This is a genomic window from Halomicrobium sp. HArcel3 (assembly GCF_058933135.1).
The window spans coordinates 202,580-217,855 of sequence record NZ_JBZYDN010000003.1 but is presented as its reverse complement, the minus strand read 5'-3'; the positions used below and the strand labels follow the sequence as shown (position 1 = coordinate 217,855).

At 65.7% G+C, this 15,276-nt stretch carries 9 protein-coding genes; 3 read left to right on the top strand and 6 right to left on the bottom strand.

Features of this window, described 5'->3' with window-relative positions; all coding sequences use genetic code 11:
- Nucleotides 1-10 precede the first annotated feature (10 nt).
- Both AC5FRV_RS10580 and AC5FRV_RS10575 read left to right on the top strand, forming a co-directional pair.
- Nucleotides 11-1,147, top strand: coding sequence for a glycoside hydrolase family 11 protein (locus tag AC5FRV_RS10580; protein WP_493561062.1), 1,137 nt, complete (start codon nt 11-13; stop codon nt 1,145-1,147).
- A 329-nt stretch (nt 1,148-1,476) separates the two neighbouring features.
- Nucleotides 1,477-3,177 carry a glycoside hydrolase family 11 protein gene (locus AC5FRV_RS10575; protein ID WP_493561061.1) on the top strand — a complete coding sequence of 567 codons (1,701 nt, stop codon included), beginning with the start codon at nt 1,477-1,479 and terminating at the stop codon, nt 3,175-3,177.
- Between the two features lie 324 nt (nt 3,178-3,501).
- Here the strand turns inward: AC5FRV_RS10575 and AC5FRV_RS10570 are convergent, their stop codons facing one another.
- Entirely contained in the window at nt 3,502-6,954 is a 3,453-nt protein-coding gene (locus tag AC5FRV_RS10570; protein ID WP_493561060.1) for an endo-1,4-beta-xylanase, read from the bottom strand.
- 239 nt (nt 6,955-7,193) lie between these two features.
- Complete coding sequence (locus AC5FRV_RS10565; RefSeq protein WP_493561059.1) at nt 7,194-9,275, bottom strand: alpha-glucuronidase family glycosyl hydrolase; 2,082 nt, start codon at nt 9,273-9,275, stop codon at nt 7,194-7,196.
- Nucleotides 9,276-9,389: 114 nt separating this feature from the next.
- Here AC5FRV_RS10565 and AC5FRV_RS10560 point away from each other — a divergent pair, with 114 nt between their 5' ends.
- Complete coding sequence (locus AC5FRV_RS10560; protein WP_493561058.1) at nt 9,390-10,295, top strand: HEAT repeat domain-containing protein; 906 nt, start codon at nt 9,390-9,392, stop codon at nt 10,293-10,295.
- A gap of 58 nt (nt 10,296-10,353) precedes the next feature.
- Here AC5FRV_RS10560 and AC5FRV_RS10555 read toward each other — a convergent pair whose 3' ends face one another.
- The 4 genes from AC5FRV_RS10555 to AC5FRV_RS10540 form a co-directional block, all read right to left on the bottom strand.
- Complete coding sequence (locus tag AC5FRV_RS10555) at nt 10,354-10,587, bottom strand: hypothetical protein (protein WP_493561057.1); 234 nt, start codon at nt 10,585-10,587, stop codon at nt 10,354-10,356.
- A 161-nt stretch (nt 10,588-10,748) separates the two neighbouring features.
- On the bottom strand, nt 10,749-11,780 hold the full coding sequence (locus AC5FRV_RS10550; RefSeq protein WP_493561056.1) for an ABC transporter permease: 1,032 nt from the start codon (nt 11,778-11,780) through the stop codon (nt 10,749-10,751).
- Complete coding sequence (locus tag AC5FRV_RS10545) at nt 11,758-12,762, bottom strand: ABC transporter permease (RefSeq protein ID WP_493561055.1); 1,005 nt, start codon at nt 12,760-12,762, stop codon at nt 11,758-11,760. The genes AC5FRV_RS10550 and AC5FRV_RS10545 overlap by 23 nt, the downstream gene beginning before the upstream one ends.
- Nucleotides 12,763-12,856: 94 nt before the next feature.
- The gene (locus AC5FRV_RS10540; protein ID WP_493561054.1) at nt 12,857-14,605 is read right to left on the bottom strand and encodes an ABC transporter substrate-binding protein; all 1,749 of its coding nucleotides are present in this window, start codon (nt 14,603-14,605) and stop codon (nt 12,857-12,859) included.
- Between the last annotated feature and the right edge of the window lie 671 nt (nt 14,606-15,276).

Genomic DNA, 15,276 nt, shown 5'->3' with positions numbered 1-15,276 from the left:
AATTGACACCATGACAGACGACGGCACTAGCGACACGGGAGCATCGACGGACGAACTGAGCGACATCGAAGCGACCGGGGACGCCGACGGCGGCGTCCTCGACTCGATGGGCCGGCGGGCCTACATGAAGTCGGCCGCCGCCACCGCGGCCGTCGGCCTCGGCGTCGGGGCCGCCACCGCCCAGCAACAGACGATCACCTCGAACCAGACGGGCACCCACGACGGGTACTTCTACTCGTTCTGGACCAACGACGAAGGCTCGGTCTCCATGACGCTGGAGTCCGGCGGCAGCTACAGTTGCGAGTGGAACAACACGGGTAACTTCGTCCTCGGCAAGGGCTGGAGTACCGGTTCGGACAGGACCATCGATTACTCGGCCGACTACAACCCACAGGGTAACTCGTACCTCTGTCTCTACGGGTGGACGACCGACCCGCTCGTCGAGTACTACATCATCGAGGACTACGGCAGCTACAAGCCCGGCGACCAGTCCCAGGGTACCCACACGACCGACGGATCGACGTACGAACTCTACACCTCCGAACGTGTCGAGCAGCCCTCCATCGAGGGGACGGCGACGTTCCCACAGTACTGGTCCATTCGAACGAACTCGCGAACGAGCGGCACCATCACGACGAGCAACCACTTCGACGCCTGGCAGAGCGCCGGCCTCGACATGGGCAGCCACGACTACCAGATCCTGGCCACCGAGGGCTACCAGAGCAGCGGCAGTTCCAGCGTCACGGTCGGCAGTACCGGCGGGTCGTCCGGCGGGACCAGCGGTGGCTCGTCCGGCGGAACGACCGGCGGTTCCACTGGCGGATCCACCGGCGGCAGCACCGGTGGCAATACTGGTGGGTCCAGCGGGGGCAGCACCGGTGGCACCGGCGGCGACCTGGTCGCGGAAATCGACCCGAGCACGACCTCGGCGAGCACGGGAGACCTCGTCCAGTTCCACATCAACGACACCTCGGGATCCGGAAACTGGATCACGTCCCTCGAATGGGACCTGGGTAACGGCTCGACCGGCACCGGCTGGTACACCGACGAACGCTACCAGTCCGCCGGCAGCTACACCGTCACCCTCACCGCGACGAACAACGAGGGCGCCTCGTCCACCGACGAGGTCACGGTCCAGATCTCGTAATCGGCTTTCGACGACTGTGTAAGTAGCGGTCGAACGACGTGACGCCGCGCCACCGGAAGCCGGTGGTAGCGGCGCCACCGCGTTTCGCCGACGCGTCGTCTTTCCTTCCCGGGCGTCCGTAACAGGGGGACCGCTCGTCCGGGGGAACGAGCCCACGATAGCGCTCCGAAAGGTCGAAAGCGGCGTTTCTGTTGCCGGAGAGGCGTCGAGACGTACCGTCGTTCCGTCTCGACCGCGTAATAATTAACTACTGTAAGTGATAATAATTAAAGTATCTCTGGGTTTTATCAAGTCGCCAACCTACACGATCGTTGCTGGTGTTTGACAGCATGACAGACGACACAGAGCGAGCGACACGAGACGTACCGGAGAACGCGAACGAAAGCAACGAGCCCCGGGAGACGGGTGCCGACGGGGGCGACGGCGTGCTCGACTCGATGGATCGGCGCGCCTACATGAAGTCGGCCGTCGCCACCGCGGCGGTCGGCATCGGCGCCGGCGCCGCCGCTGGCCAGCAACAGACGATCACCTCAAACCAGACGGGCACCCACAACGGGTACTTCTACTCGTTCTGGACCAACGACGAGGGATCGGTCTCCATGACGCTGGGATCCGGCGGCAACTACAGCTGCGAGTGGAACAACACGGGTAACTTCGTCCTCGGCAAGGGCTGGTCCACCGGATCACGCCGGAACATCGACTACAACGCCCAGTACAACCCACAGGGGAACTCGTACCTCTGCCTCTACGGGTGGACGACGAATCCCCTCGTCGAGTACTACATCATCGAAGACTACGGCAGCTACAAGCCCGGCGACCAGTCCCACGGGACCCACACCACCGACGGCTCCACCTACGAGATCTACACCTCCGAACGTGTCGAGAAGCCCTCTATCGAGGGGACGGCGACGTTCACCCAGTACTGGAGCATTCGACAGAACTCCCGGACGAGCGGGACCATCACGACGGGCAACCACTTCGACGCCTGGCAGAGCGCCGGCCTGAACATGGGCAGCCACGACTACCAGATCCTGGCCACCGAAGGCTACCAGAGCAGCGGCAGTTCCAGCGTCACGGTCGGCAGTTCCGGCGGCACTGGCGGCACTGGTGGCACTGGCGGCACCACCGGTGGTGGCAGCGGCGGTTCGGGCGGGGACACCGGCGGCGGATCCGGTGGCGGCGGCAGCCAGCAGCCCTACAACGGCTCGCCCCACGCCGTCCCCGGCCAGATCCCGGCCGAGGAGTACGACCAGGGCGGCTCTGGGGTGGCCTACAGCGACAACACGTCCGAGAACGAGGGCGGTGCGATGCGCACGGGCGAGGGCGTCGACATCTCCTCGAACTCCGGGGGGACCGGCTACTCCGTCGGGTACATCGAGTCCGGCGAGTGGGTCGAGTACACCGTCGACGTCCAGCAAGCCGGCGAGTACACCCTCGAAGCGCTCGTCGCGTCGGATTCGGGCGGTGGGTCGTTCCACCTCGAAGTGAACGGCCAGAACGTCAGCGGGAACGTCAGCTTCGGCGCCACTGGTGGCTGGGACTCCTGGGAGACCGTCGCCACCTCCGGCGTCTCCCTCGACGCCGGCCAGCAGGTCATCCGCGTCGCCATGGACGAGAGCTGGTGGGACCTGAACTACATCGACCTCTCGCTCGGTAGCGGCGGCACCACCGGCGGCGACTCCGGCGGCACCACCGGCGGCGACTCCGGCGGCACTACTGGCGGCGACTCCGGTGGGACCGGCGGCACCACCGGCGGAACGGGCGGTGGAACCGGCGACCTCGTCGCGGAGATCTCGCCCAATACCACCGCCGCCAGCGTCGGCGATCTGGTCCAGTTCCACGTCAACGATACGACCGACTCGGGCACCTACATCTCCTCGCTCGAGTGGGACCTGGGCAACGGCACCACGGCAACCGGCTGGTACACCGACGAACGCTACCAGTCCGCCGGCAGCTACACCGTCACCCTCACCGCGACGAACAACGAGGGCGCCTCGTCCACCGACGAGGTGACCGTCGACATCTCCTGATCCCGCAGGCGGGCACCCGACCGGGGGCAGTACACGCTCTTTTTTCGAGGCACCGTGGTCGTACCGAGCGCCACTGGGTCAGCACCGGCCAGCGAGATGCGTCACTGTCGGTCTCGTTGACGGTTCGGGTGTACGGGCAGCCCACCGCCGTCACTCGGACGTACTGGTTGCGGCCGTGACTCGTTCGAACTGGTGGCGGCCGTGACCGGAGGGACTGGCAGCGGCCGTGAATCGGATGTACTGGCGGCACAGCAAAGAAGAGCGCCGGTTCCGCGAGAGCGCGGCGGTCGGTTCAGTCGGTCGAAACCGACGGGAGTCGGTCCGTCAGGAGACGGTGATCTCCACTTCGTTCGTGGTCGAGTAGCCGAGGTTGTCGGTGGCCGTCAGGGTCACCGTGTAGGTGCCCGACGACTCGTACTCGGTGGCGGCGAACCAGCCGGACTCGGTCGACCCGTCGCCCAGATCCCACTCCAGGGTGTCGATCCAGCGACCCTGGCCGGACGTGTCCTCGACGCGGAACTCGACGCGCTCGCCGACCGACGCCTCGGTGGTGCTCGGCCGGGCGACCGCCAGTTCGCTCTGGAGGTCAGCGACCCAGACGACGACCTGGTCGGTCGTGGTCGTGCCCTCGTTGTCGGTGACGTGCAGCGACACCGTGTAGGCGCCGGGCGAGTCGAAGCGGTGCTCGTTCCACCAGCCGGTCGCCTCCGTCCCGTCGCCGAACTCCCACTCGATGGTGTCGATCCAGTGACCGCTGCCGGTCGTGTCCTGGACGTCGAAGGTGAACCGGTCACCGACGACGCCCTCGGTCGCACTCGGCACGAGCCGGGCGTTCAGGTCGTCGTCCTCGCCGATCTCGTCGTCGACGACCTCGAAGTCGAGTTCGAGGTCGGTCGTGACGCCGCCCTCGCTGGTCGCGCTCGCCGAGAGCAGGTTCCGGCCGCGGGCGGTGAGCTGGCCGTCCGAGAACGCCTCGCCGTTGAGCGTGACCGTCTCGTCGGTCACGTCGCTGTCGTCGTCGGCGATGGCAACGCTGGCGGGGTGGGGCGCCTCGTACGTGTCGCCGTCCTGGACGCCGTCGACCAGGACCGTCGGGCCGGTCGCGTCCACGCCGTCGAGGTCGGCGGTGTCGCCCCAGATCTCGACGGAGCCGACGTTGACGGCCCAGTTGTTCTGCGACTCGGAGATCGTCACCCGGAGGTAGGTCGCGTCCCCGGAGAGCCCCGAGGTGACGAGGTAGCGCCGGTGGTCGAAGTAGTCGTTCGACTCGGCGGACGCTTCCACCGTCGTCGGTTCGACCTCGACGGTCTCGAAGCTCTCGCCGTCGGCCGAGACCTCGAACGTGAGTCCGTCGTAGACGTCGCCGTCGCCGTCGAACTCGCCGTAGTTCACGTAGACGCCGGTGCGGAACGCGGAGAGGCCGTCCTCGACCGCGTAGGTGATCGACCCGCTCTGGGAGGGGTCGGCCAGCCGGAAGCGCGCGCCGTCGCCGTGGCGCTCCTGGTAGTTCGTCACCTCGACGCCGTCGACCGAGGCGGTTTTCGAGAGGTCCGCCGCCTGGTCGTCGACCGTCGGCTCGCCGTAGGCGGCAAAGCGCGCACTCGCCGCGGCGGTGTCGCCGTAGGCCGAGACCGTCGCGGTCACCGTCGCGGCGCCGGTGCCGACGACGGAGACGGTGCCCGACTCGTCGACCATCACGGCGTCGGGGTTGTCTGTCTGGTAGGTGACGTTGTCGGCCGGCAGCGGAAGCTCCGCGCCGCCCTCGTTCCGCACGGTGACGTCGAGCGTGGCCGTCTCGTCGCCCCACAGCGTGTTGGCGTCGACCGCCAGGTCCACCTCGGCGATGGAAGCCGGCGTTATCTGGACGGTGACGGTACCGGTCTCGTCGACCGTGGCCGTCGTGCTCCCGGTCCGGGTCCCGTCGGAGGCGACGACCTCGTACTCGCCCTTGAATCCGCGCGTGGTGTAGACGCCGTCGTCGCCGGTCTCGCCGCGCTCCTCGGTCCACCACTCGTCGAAGACCAGGTCCATGAACTGCTGGCCGTGGGGCCGGATCGTCCAGTCGGAGTCGTAGTAGGCGCCGGTCGGTCGCCAGTGGTCCTCCGCCCAGAAGCCCCAGGACATGACGCCCTCGACGGCCTCGTGGCTGAAGGATGCGTACAGGAAGTCCCTGAGGAAGTCAGCCTGCCACGCGACCTGGTCCTCGTTGTCGCGGCTGGCGATCTGGATGTCGAACTCCGCGATGAGGATCGGGAGTCCGAGTTCGGCGAACTGGTCGTAGGTCTCGACCAGTTCCTTCGGCGGCGTCACGTTGCCGTTGGGGAACTGAACGTGGCCCATGAAGCCGACGCCGTCGACGGGCGCGCCGTCTTCCAGCAGGCGTTCGACGAGGTCGTAGTGCTGCTGTCGGAAGAAGTCGCCCGCGACGTTGCCCATCTCGTTAGTGTACAGTTCCGCGTCGGTGGCCTCGTTGCCAGCCTCCCACCACTCGAGAACCGCGTCCCAGCCCAGGCGGTCCCTGATGTTGGGCTGCCAGATGGGGTGGTTGTGCATGTCCCACTCGGTCACCTCGTCACCGATGTCGGTGGCGTGGTCCGTGATCCGGTCGAGCATCTGCTGCTGGACTTCCGCGTCCGTGAGCGAGTCGGGGTCCACGATCCCCATCCCACCGCCGCCCTCGGTGCTGTACTCCTCCCAGACGAGGTAGTGACCACGCGTGGGGACGTTGCGCTGGTTGAGCCAGTCGAGGGCCGCCTTGGCGCCCTCCTTGCTGTCACCCCACTCGCCGAGGAACGCGGGGTACTTCAGGCCGTTCTCGATGACGGCCTTGTTGAAGTTCTCCAGGAACGTCTCCCGGTAGATCTCGTCGTCTTCGCTGTCGCCGTTGATGTGTTCCGCCGAGACGGCGCTCCCAAAGTCGAAGGCGTGTTCCTGCATCGCCAGGTCGACGGTCGCGCCGGGGACCGCGTTCCCGTCACCGTCGACGACTTCGACTTCCAGATCCGTCTTCCGGATCTCCTCGATGCGGTCCCGGGCGTCCTGGCGCCACTGGGCGCCCTCCTCCCGCCCCTCGTAGCTGAGCAGCGGGTTCGGTCCCCCGTCGCTCGCGCCCGAGGGCAGGTCGCCGACCGAGACGTCGGTCCCGCTGTAGTCGATCAGGGAGATACCGCCGAACTCGAGGCTCTGTTCCTGGAACCCCGCCCAGAACTCGAGGTACGGTTCGAACTCCGAGCCGTCGGGTTGCTCGCCGATTTCGACCGGGAAGTAGTACCGCGTCCACTCCCCGTCCGGCTGGATCGACGCGCCGTCCTGGACGAACGTACTGCTGTAGGACGTGCTTCCCTCGGAGTCCTGGTACCGATACTTGAAGCCCGCCTGGGTCTCGGCGCCGTCCGTGTCGCTCCGGACGTACGCGACGCCCAGGAGAACGTCACCGGCGCTGAACGACCGGTCGGTGACGTACCCCTGGTAGGAGTAATCCCAGTTGTTGCTCGGTTCCTCGTTGACGTCGACGCGGACGGCCTGCGTGATCGGGACGTCCGAATCGCTGACCTCGAACGTCGACGTCGACCCGCTCCCCGCGCCGGAGAACGAGAAGGCGTCGACGACGTCCTGCTCTGTCAGTCCGTAAACGAACTCCCCCTGCGGGAGTTCGTGGTTCTCTTGTAAATCGCCCAGGAGCGTGTTGTGGTATTCGTCCGCGCCCTCGACCTGTGCGACAGCGCTGCCCACCGTCCCGGTGCCGCCGAGTACGCCGAGCGCCGCGAGTGATTGCAAAAACGTCCGTCGATGACTTCCCACATCGTCAAATTCTCTTTCCATCTTAAGCACCCGGTAAGATCGTTAATTGCGGATTATAAAGTAGTTGCCCTCCGGTAAGTAACCACCTAATACATACTGGAACGGGAGTTAAAATTGCCCCCGTCTGTCGGACACAGTGGAAATCAGGAGACCCCGGCCGAACCGAACGACCGCCGCCCGCGCCGACGGGCGGGCCCCGGCTCGTCTCACGCGAATCAGTTCACCAGCGGGACGCGGCCGCGTTCGTCCGCGACTCCCGAGTAGTCGTAGAAGTACTCGACGAGCGTGTCGCGCCAGCGCTCGGCCTGTACCACCTGTTCGTCGAAGCGTTCGGCGACGTGTCGATAGCGCTGCTCGTCGATGCTCCCCTCCAGCGACCGCCACTGCTCGCGGAGTCGTTTTACCTCCTCGACGCCGGCGAAGCAGTTGTCGTACAGCGTCTGGACGACCGTCCGCCCGTCGTCGAGTTCGTGGTCCCAGGGGAGGTGGTGGAAGAACAGCAAGAGTTCCCGCGGACAGGTTCCGGGATCGTCGTACCGCTCGGCCACAGGGTCGGCGAACTGGTCGACGTAGTCACTGCCGCTGGAACTCCGGTCGTAGCCGATCCCCTCCTCCGTCGCGCCGGTGTATCCGGGCCACTCCGCCGGGGCCGGATCGTAGTGGTTCTCCAGGCGCGCCTCGCCGTTGTACATCATGTGGATGAGGCCGAGGCCGCCCGTCTCGTAATCGATGGTAGCCTCCCAGGAGTCCTGGAGGATCCCGACCACGGTCTCGACCACCTCGGGGTCGTCGCCGAACGTCAGCCGGACCCACTCCTCGGTGACCGACTCGCCGTCGAGCGTGGGGTCCCAGGCCAGTCGGCCGAAGCCGTAGAGGTTGACCCCCGAGAGGTAGTTCCCGAACCAGTTGCCGTCCTCGCCGACGTTGCCGACGCCGGCGATGCCCTCGCCGTCCGTGCCGGCGAACGTCTCCGTAACTGGCGTTCCCTGGCCGTCGGCGTGGGTGTCGAACGCGAAGAACTCCTCCCAGAGCGGGACGTGCGAGCAGACGTGGACACCCTGGCCGGTGTACTCCTGGGTGATCTGGAGTTCGCAGGCGAGGTGGGTCTCCGGCATGTCGCCGAACAGCGTCGAGACGGGCTCTCTGGGCTGGAAGTCGATGGGACCGTTCTTCACCTGGACAGTGACCTTCTCGTGGAAGTCGCCGTCCTGGGGTTCGAAGATGGCGTGGGCCTGGACCGCGCGGTCGTCGTGGTCCGAGTAGACGAACGCCCGCCAGAAGACGCGTCCGTCGTACGGTTCGAACGCCCGGCCGAGGACGTTGGCCCCCTCGGCGTGACTCCGGTCGTAGTCGTATGGGCCGGGCTGACCCTCGGAGTCGGCCTTGACGAGGAAGCCGCCGAAGTCGGGGATCAGGTCGTACACTTCCGCGACCTTCTCGGCCCACCAGGCCTCGACCGCGTCGTCCAGCGGGTCGGCGGTGTCGAGGCCGCCCACGAACATCGGTGAGGCGTAGTTCACCGAGAGGTACGTCCGGATGCCGTACCGCCGGAACACCGCGGCCAGCGCCGCCACCTTCGGGAGGTGTTGCTCGTCGAGCAGGTCGACGCCCTCGAACTCGCCGGTGCCCGCCAGGTCCCCGGGCCGCTCGGGCCGCGTCGTGTTGACGTCGTTCAGGACGACGCCGTTGATACCGACCGAGGCGAGCAGGCGCGCGTAGTCGAAGTACCGTTCGCGCAGGTCCGGCAGGTGTTCCCACTTGAAGATGGACTCGCCGCCGTAGCCCCGCTCGACCGTGCCGCGGAACGGTTCGTCCCACTGGTTGATCAGCCGCTCCGCGTTACGGGGCTCCTCGACGACGTCCAGGTCGTCGATGGGTTCGCCCGTCGCCATCAGGCGGAGGAGGTGGAAGGTCCCGTAGACGAGCCCCCGGTCGGTCGGCGCCGTGACCACCGTGACCTCGGCGCCCTCCCACGTCGTCGAGCGGAGGTGGTAGCCGTCGTCGTCGAGCGAGCGGACCATGCCCGCGTCGACGGAGTCGGCGACGACCTCCATCAGGTCGGGCTGACCGACGACGAGGAAGCCGTCGGCCGACCGCGGCGGATGCTGCCAGAGGTGGGGCTCGCTGCCGAGCATCCCCTCGATACCCTCGCGCAGTTCGTCGCGGATCGCCCCGTGCTGGGGGGAGGTCTCCCCGGCGTAGACGTGCAGACATCGTCTGGCGTAGGACTCGCGGCGGTCGGCGTCGTCGACCCGCGGATACCGGAGCCAGCACTCGTCGTAATCAGCGTCGAGCATGACGTTGAGATGCCCGTGGGCCGACGTAAAGCTATGGACACGGCCGCGTCCTGCTGGCGCCGGCCGCCGCTCGTATCCACACGTATATGCCGCTCGAAACCGATCCCACTCGCAATGAGTAACGACACGTCCGTCCCGGTCGGGGACGTCGATCCGGAGTCAGGCGAGCTGAGTGAGCGAGACGTCGCCCAGATCCGCGAGGCACTCCGGGCCGAGAAACCGACCACCCGCCAGGATGGAACGCGAACCTGTAAACTGGTCGTCCAGGAGGATCCCAGCGCCCTCCAGCCACTCCTGGACGATCTGGTCGCCCTGCTCGAAGACGACAGCGTCTCGGTCGCCCAGCAGGCCGGAACGGTGCTGCTCAGCTTCGCCACGGAACACCCGGGCGAGCTCACCGACAGCGTCTCCGAGATCGTCACGCTGGCCACCCACGAGGTCAACGCAGTCACGCTGATCGGCGCCCAGCTCCTGTCCAAGGTCGTCGTCGAACAGCCGGCCGCGGCGGCCTCGGAAGTCGACCGGCTCCTCCCCATTCTCCGCGAACACCCGGGATCCTTCGAACCGAGCGACGGCGTCGACATGGTCGACAACCCGGACACCCGCCAGAGCATCGTCGCTCACGAGCAACAGGAACACGGCATGCAACTCCAGGCACAGGGAACCGTCGCGAACGTCCTCGTCGCCGCCGCCGAAGTCGAGCCCGCTGCGTTCACGGACCACGTGGACGAACTGGTCGCCCTAGTCGACCACGACGACCCGTCGATCGCTGGGCTGGCCGTCGAGACGCTTACCGAAGTCGGCGAGGCTCACCCCGACGCCATCGCGCCGGCCTACGACCAGTTCGTCGACGCGCTCGACCACGACGACCAGCGAGTGTACGTCCGCGCCGTCCGCGCGCTCGGCGTGCTCGGCGACGACCGCGCCGTCGAACCGCTCCGCGACCTGGCCGATTCGACGGACGACGAGGACGTCAGCGAGCTGGTCGAAGACACGGCGACGTTCCTCGAGAACCAGTAGCCGCGACAGTACCCGGCGAGTCCGCACGGAAGGCCCCCTCGCAACGCGATTCGAGCCCTCACTCCTCCATCCCGCGCTTGATACAGTACCAGTAGGTCCCACCGAAGAACAGCAACGAGAAGCCGATCAGCGCGAAGTCGAGGACGAGTATCGGAAAGGCCTCGTCTCCCGGCGAGACGAACAGCGCCGACAGCAAGAGCAACAGCGCCATCGTGATGATGACGGTCATCGCGAGCGGGATCTGTTCTCGCTGTTGACAGACGAGCTCGACGAACTTCGATCCGTTCGGCACGTTCGGAGGTTTCGGCCGTCACTATTGAACTTCCCGGTTCGCCACGTCCCCCCTGGCAGTGGCCCGGAGTCCTCGTCGCAGCGACGTGGCGCTCACGGTGCTGTAGTCACTCGCGAATCGAGAGAGGAGAGAAAAGATGGCCGCAGTTGCGTTCCCGACAGTTAGAGCGTGCCGCCGGTGATCGAGTCGTCTTCACCTTCCTCGGTCGTCTCGGACTCGCCGGCGAGGCGGGTCCGGACGCGGGGGTTGAACACCTTGTCCATCCCCTGCCCGAGCAGGATGAGGCCCAGTGCGAGGCCGACGATGGCGATCATCGGTGCGATGAGCCAGTGGGCCGCGTCGGGAACGAACAGCGCGCCGTTGGCCTGCGCTCGTGCGAGCGTGACACCCCACGTCTGCGTCGAGTAGGGCAACACGCCGAGGAAGTACAGCCCGACCGAAGCGAAGATGGTGTACCGGGCCGCGAACACGAAGTTCACGGTCACGTACGGCATCAGGTTCGGGATGATGTCCTTCACCATGATCTGCCAGGTGCTGACGCCCATCGTCCGGGAGGCCTCGACGTAGCTGTCCTCGCGGATCGTCAGGACCTGCGAGCGAAGCGAACGGCCGAGTCCGGCCCAGTAGTTGATCGTCAGGATAACCCCGACGAAGATGGGGTTCTCCGGGCTGAACGTGATCGCGAGGATGATCACGAGCGGGAGGCCGGGGATGGCCATGAAGAAGTCGGAGACCGACATCAGGATGTTGTCGATCATGCCGCCCTTGTAGCCCGCGAACACCCCGACCAGGAGCGCGACGCCGGTCGCCCAGACGCCGCCCGCCAGGACCATCAGCAGGATGTCCGACGTCGAGTGGATGATGGCCGCGGTCAGGTCGACGCCCGCGGAGGTCGTTCCCAGCGGGTACGCCATGTTCTCGAACATACCGAGCAGACGCGGCGCCTGGCTCGTCGACGGTGCCCGCCAGAGCCCGAGTTCGCCGATCAGCGCGAGCAGCAAGTAGAACGTGATGACCACCAGCCCGATGCGCGTCCGGAGGTCGGACCACGCGATGAGCATGGGCTGGTAGACCCGGTGCTCGTAGAACTCCCAGAACCGCTCGCCGCGAGTCAGTTCGACGTCGGAGCTCTCTGCGTGCCAGTCGAATCCGTCCGCCGGTGCGTCTGTTTCAGTATGCTTCACGGGAATCACCTGCGCTGATACGTGGGTCGATTTTGCTGTAGGTCAGGTCTGCGATGTAGACGCCGACGACGAGTGCGACGGTGATGACCAGGAACGTGCCCATCATCAGCGGGTAGTCGTTGCCGTTGAGACCCTCGAGCATGTAGTAGCCGAGCCCGGGGTAGTTGAAGATGTACTCCAGGATGATGGTCCCGCCCAGCCGGAAGCCGAGCAGGAGCAGGAAGCCGGTGTACATCGGCAGGATGGCGTTCCGGGCGACGTAGCGAGTCGAGATGCGGGTGTCGGAGAGGCCGCGGAGTCGCGCCACCTCGACGAAGTCCTGCCCGAGCACCTGGATGCTGTTCCCGCGCATCGCCAGCGCCTGGGAACCGATCCCGGTAATCGTGTACGCGAAGACCGGTAACGCGGCGTGTTTGAGGACGCTCACGAAGAACGCCAGGCTCCAGTAGTTGTCGATGCTCGAATCGGCGGTCCCCGACGGCGGGAACCAGCCGAGCCGGTAGGAGAAGACCAGCAGAGCCAGGATCGCGATGACGTAGAACGGGATAGACATCCCCGCCATAGAGAACGTCGAGACGATCCCGTCGAACTTCGAGCCCTCCTTGTACGCCTGGAGCGCCCCGAGGACGATCCCGAAGGCGAACATCAGGACGGTGGAGACCACCACGATGAAGATCGTCCAGGGCGCGGCCTGGGCGAGGATCTCGACGACCGGATCCCCCTTGCTGATGGACTGACCGAGATTCAGCTGGAGGACCGAGACCATATAGTTGATGTACTGTTCCCACAGCGGTGCGTCAGGGCGGATGTTCTGCAGGTTCTCGATCTGCTGGTTGACCTGCTCCGCAGGGACCCCTGATCGGAGCAACTGCGCGCGCAGCTGCGAGTACGGGCCTCCCGGCAGGAGACGGATCAACCCGAACGTCACCGACATCACGGCGAAGACGGTGGCGAACACCCGGGCAGTTCGTCGGACGTAGTAGTTGACCATGCGTCTGGTATTGATTTTTAACGTGCTCTCTCTAAGGTGTGACGGATTGTATCGAAAGATGTGGAGCGATTCGAATACGGGTCCGGTTACCCGATTACTCCTGGGCCGTCAGCTTGCCCTTCCGGGGCAGCCAGAACGGCGGCCACTTGACGGCACGGTCCGGGTCGCCTTCCTCGACGATGTCCCACTCGTCGTTGGTCAGCCAGGACTGCTCGAACTTGGAGACCAGCGAGAGGAACGGCAGGTCGACGTTGTTGTGCCAGGCCGCTTCCTGGACGATCGGCATCGCCTCCTCGTTGGTCGGGACCGTCGCGATCTCCTCGACCTTCTGGAGGGGGTTGATCGTCGTCTCGCCGTCGCCGCTCATCGCGGGGATGGTCTGCTCTTCCTCGGCCGGGTAGTTGTGCCCACCGTCCATCGCGTCGAACGCCAGCTGGTGGCGCAGCGGGAAGTAGGGGAACGTCGAACGCGCCTGGCCCGGCAGCCAGTAGAACGCGGCGATGTCGAAGTTGGAGTCGATGATCCGACCCTGCCAGTCGCTCGTCGGTGCAGTCGCGACCGTCAGGTCGATACCGAAGTCGCCGAGCCGGTCGACGATGGTGTTGGTCATCGTCGTGAAGTCGGACCAGCCCGCCGGCGTGAGGTACTCGGCGCTGAGGGCCTCGCCGTCGGGAGACTGCCAGGTGCCGCCGGACTTCGAGTAGCCCGCGTCCTCGAGGACCTGCGTCGCCGACTCGGTGTCGCTCTCGCCGACGCCGTAGTCGTTGAAGTTGCCCTTCTGGTCACCGAGCCACTGGTCGATGTTCTTCGGCGCGATCCCACAGGGGACGCTCGCCGGGAACTTCGTTCGCGGGCCCGCGTTCTCGACGAGCTCCTCGCGGTTGATGACGTAGGCGATTGCCTGTCGGACCGCGCGGTCGCCGAAGATATCGCTGTCGTGGTTGAAGACGGTCCCGTAGCCCCACTTGGCCAGGATGGACCGGATCTCGACGACGTGGTCCTGATACCCTTCGACCGTCTCCGGCGGCGCGAACGCGCTCCAGGAACTGTCGAAGCGGCCGCCGCCCGCAGTGAAGTCCTGCTGGGGGACGCTCGCTTCCTGGTAGGCGTCGAACTGCCAGTCGCTGAAGTTGATGTTGTCCGCGTCGCGGAACTCGGGGTTGCGCTCGAAGTTCCACTCCTGCTGGCTCCGGTCGACGTACTTGAACGGACCGCTCACGAGGACGTCCTCGTCGCTGTCCTCCCACACCCAGGTCTGGACTTCGGAGGCGTCCTGGTCGAGGAACTGCTCGAACACGGAGGCCGGCGTGGAGACCCACATGTTCGACAGCTGGAACTTGACCATCTGCGGGTTCGTCTCGCCCGAGAGGTTCAGCTGGTAGGTCAGGTCGTCGATGACCTCCGTGCTCTCGACGTAGCCCCAGATGGCGCTACCGGTCTTCTTCTGAAGCTGGAACTGGGTGTCGATGTCCGTGGTGGTGACCTGGCTCCCGTCGGACCAGGTGAGGTCGTCGCGGAACGTCAGGGTGACCGTCTTCCCGTCGAACTCCCAGTCGTCGAGCGCCTCGAGCTGGAACTCGCCGCTTTCGAAAGAGTACGCTGCGTATCGGTCGAACGCCAGTCGCGAGGCAGGCTCGGAGGCGTTCTGCGTGTGGTGTCGGTTGATCGTGTCTTCGGTGGGGTTCGTCTGCAGTGCGCTGACGTGGGTCTTGTCGATGACGCCACTCGCACCGCCATCGTCGCCGTCGCCGCTCGTCTCGTTTCCGTCGCCACCGTCGCCACCGTCGCCACCACTGTCACAGCCCGCGAGGGCCGCGGCGCCTGAAACGCCAACTAGCTCCACAAACCGTCTGCGGTCTACTAAGGAACGATATTTTGTGTTATCAGCTGCCATGATCCACTGTAATGGCCTACAGGAGTCATAATAAAACTACTGAAAGCGAAAATGGCCATCGTACCTTACAGCAGGGCTTTATCAGCAGAGATTGTCCACCGTTAGACGCCAGTTACTCGGCGAACGACGCCCCCTCAATTTGACGACTCCCTGGTACCCGGTTCGTGGACCGTGCTTCGCTCGCCGTTGGTTTCCCCACGCTAGTGCCGAAATCTTGTGCCGATCCTCCCTGATCGAGTCGTATAGATCCAGCCGCCGGTTCGCGCGACATGCTGTTCCTCGACCGATAGCTTCGGCCGACACGTTCGTGGATGCGCGACGAGTGAGCGGCTCGACGGCAACCTCCCGGTCTGGTCCGACGTCAGGCGTCGATCGGGACGAGCACTCACCGTCGTTCTGTCGGAGACCGGACCGCCAGAGAAACGGTACGAAACGGCGGCTTATCTTCCCGGGTCGCTCGTGCTCGCACGGGCCACTCCGTTCACCGTTCGCTGTATAGCTGGTCGCTCACAGAGCGACCAGCCTACGCCTCGTCGAACGCCTGAAATCGAAAAGATTCTGGCTCGAAGAAGCTTCGCTACGCTTCGTCGAACACCGACGGACTCGCTACGCTCGCCCGT

Bases quoted from the DNA above. Each gene is read 5' to 3' on its own strand.
- AC5FRV_RS10545 (WP_493561055.1), bottom strand. From the start codon at position 12,762: ATGGTCAACTACTACGTCCGACGAACTGCCCGGGTGTTCGCCACCGTC.
- AC5FRV_RS10560 (WP_493561058.1), top strand. From the start codon at position 9,390: ATGAGTAACGACACGTCCGTCCCGGTCGGGGACGTCGATCCGGAGTCA.
- AC5FRV_RS10580 (WP_493561062.1), top strand. From the start codon at position 11: ATGACAGACGACGGCACTAGCGACACGGGAGCATCGACGGACGAACTG.
- AC5FRV_RS10565 (WP_493561059.1), bottom strand. From the start codon at position 9,275: ATGCTCGACGCTGATTACGACGAGTGCTGGCTCCGGTATCCGCGGGTC.
- AC5FRV_RS10575 (WP_493561061.1), top strand. From the start codon at position 1,477: ATGACAGACGACACAGAGCGAGCGACACGAGACGTACCGGAGAACGCG.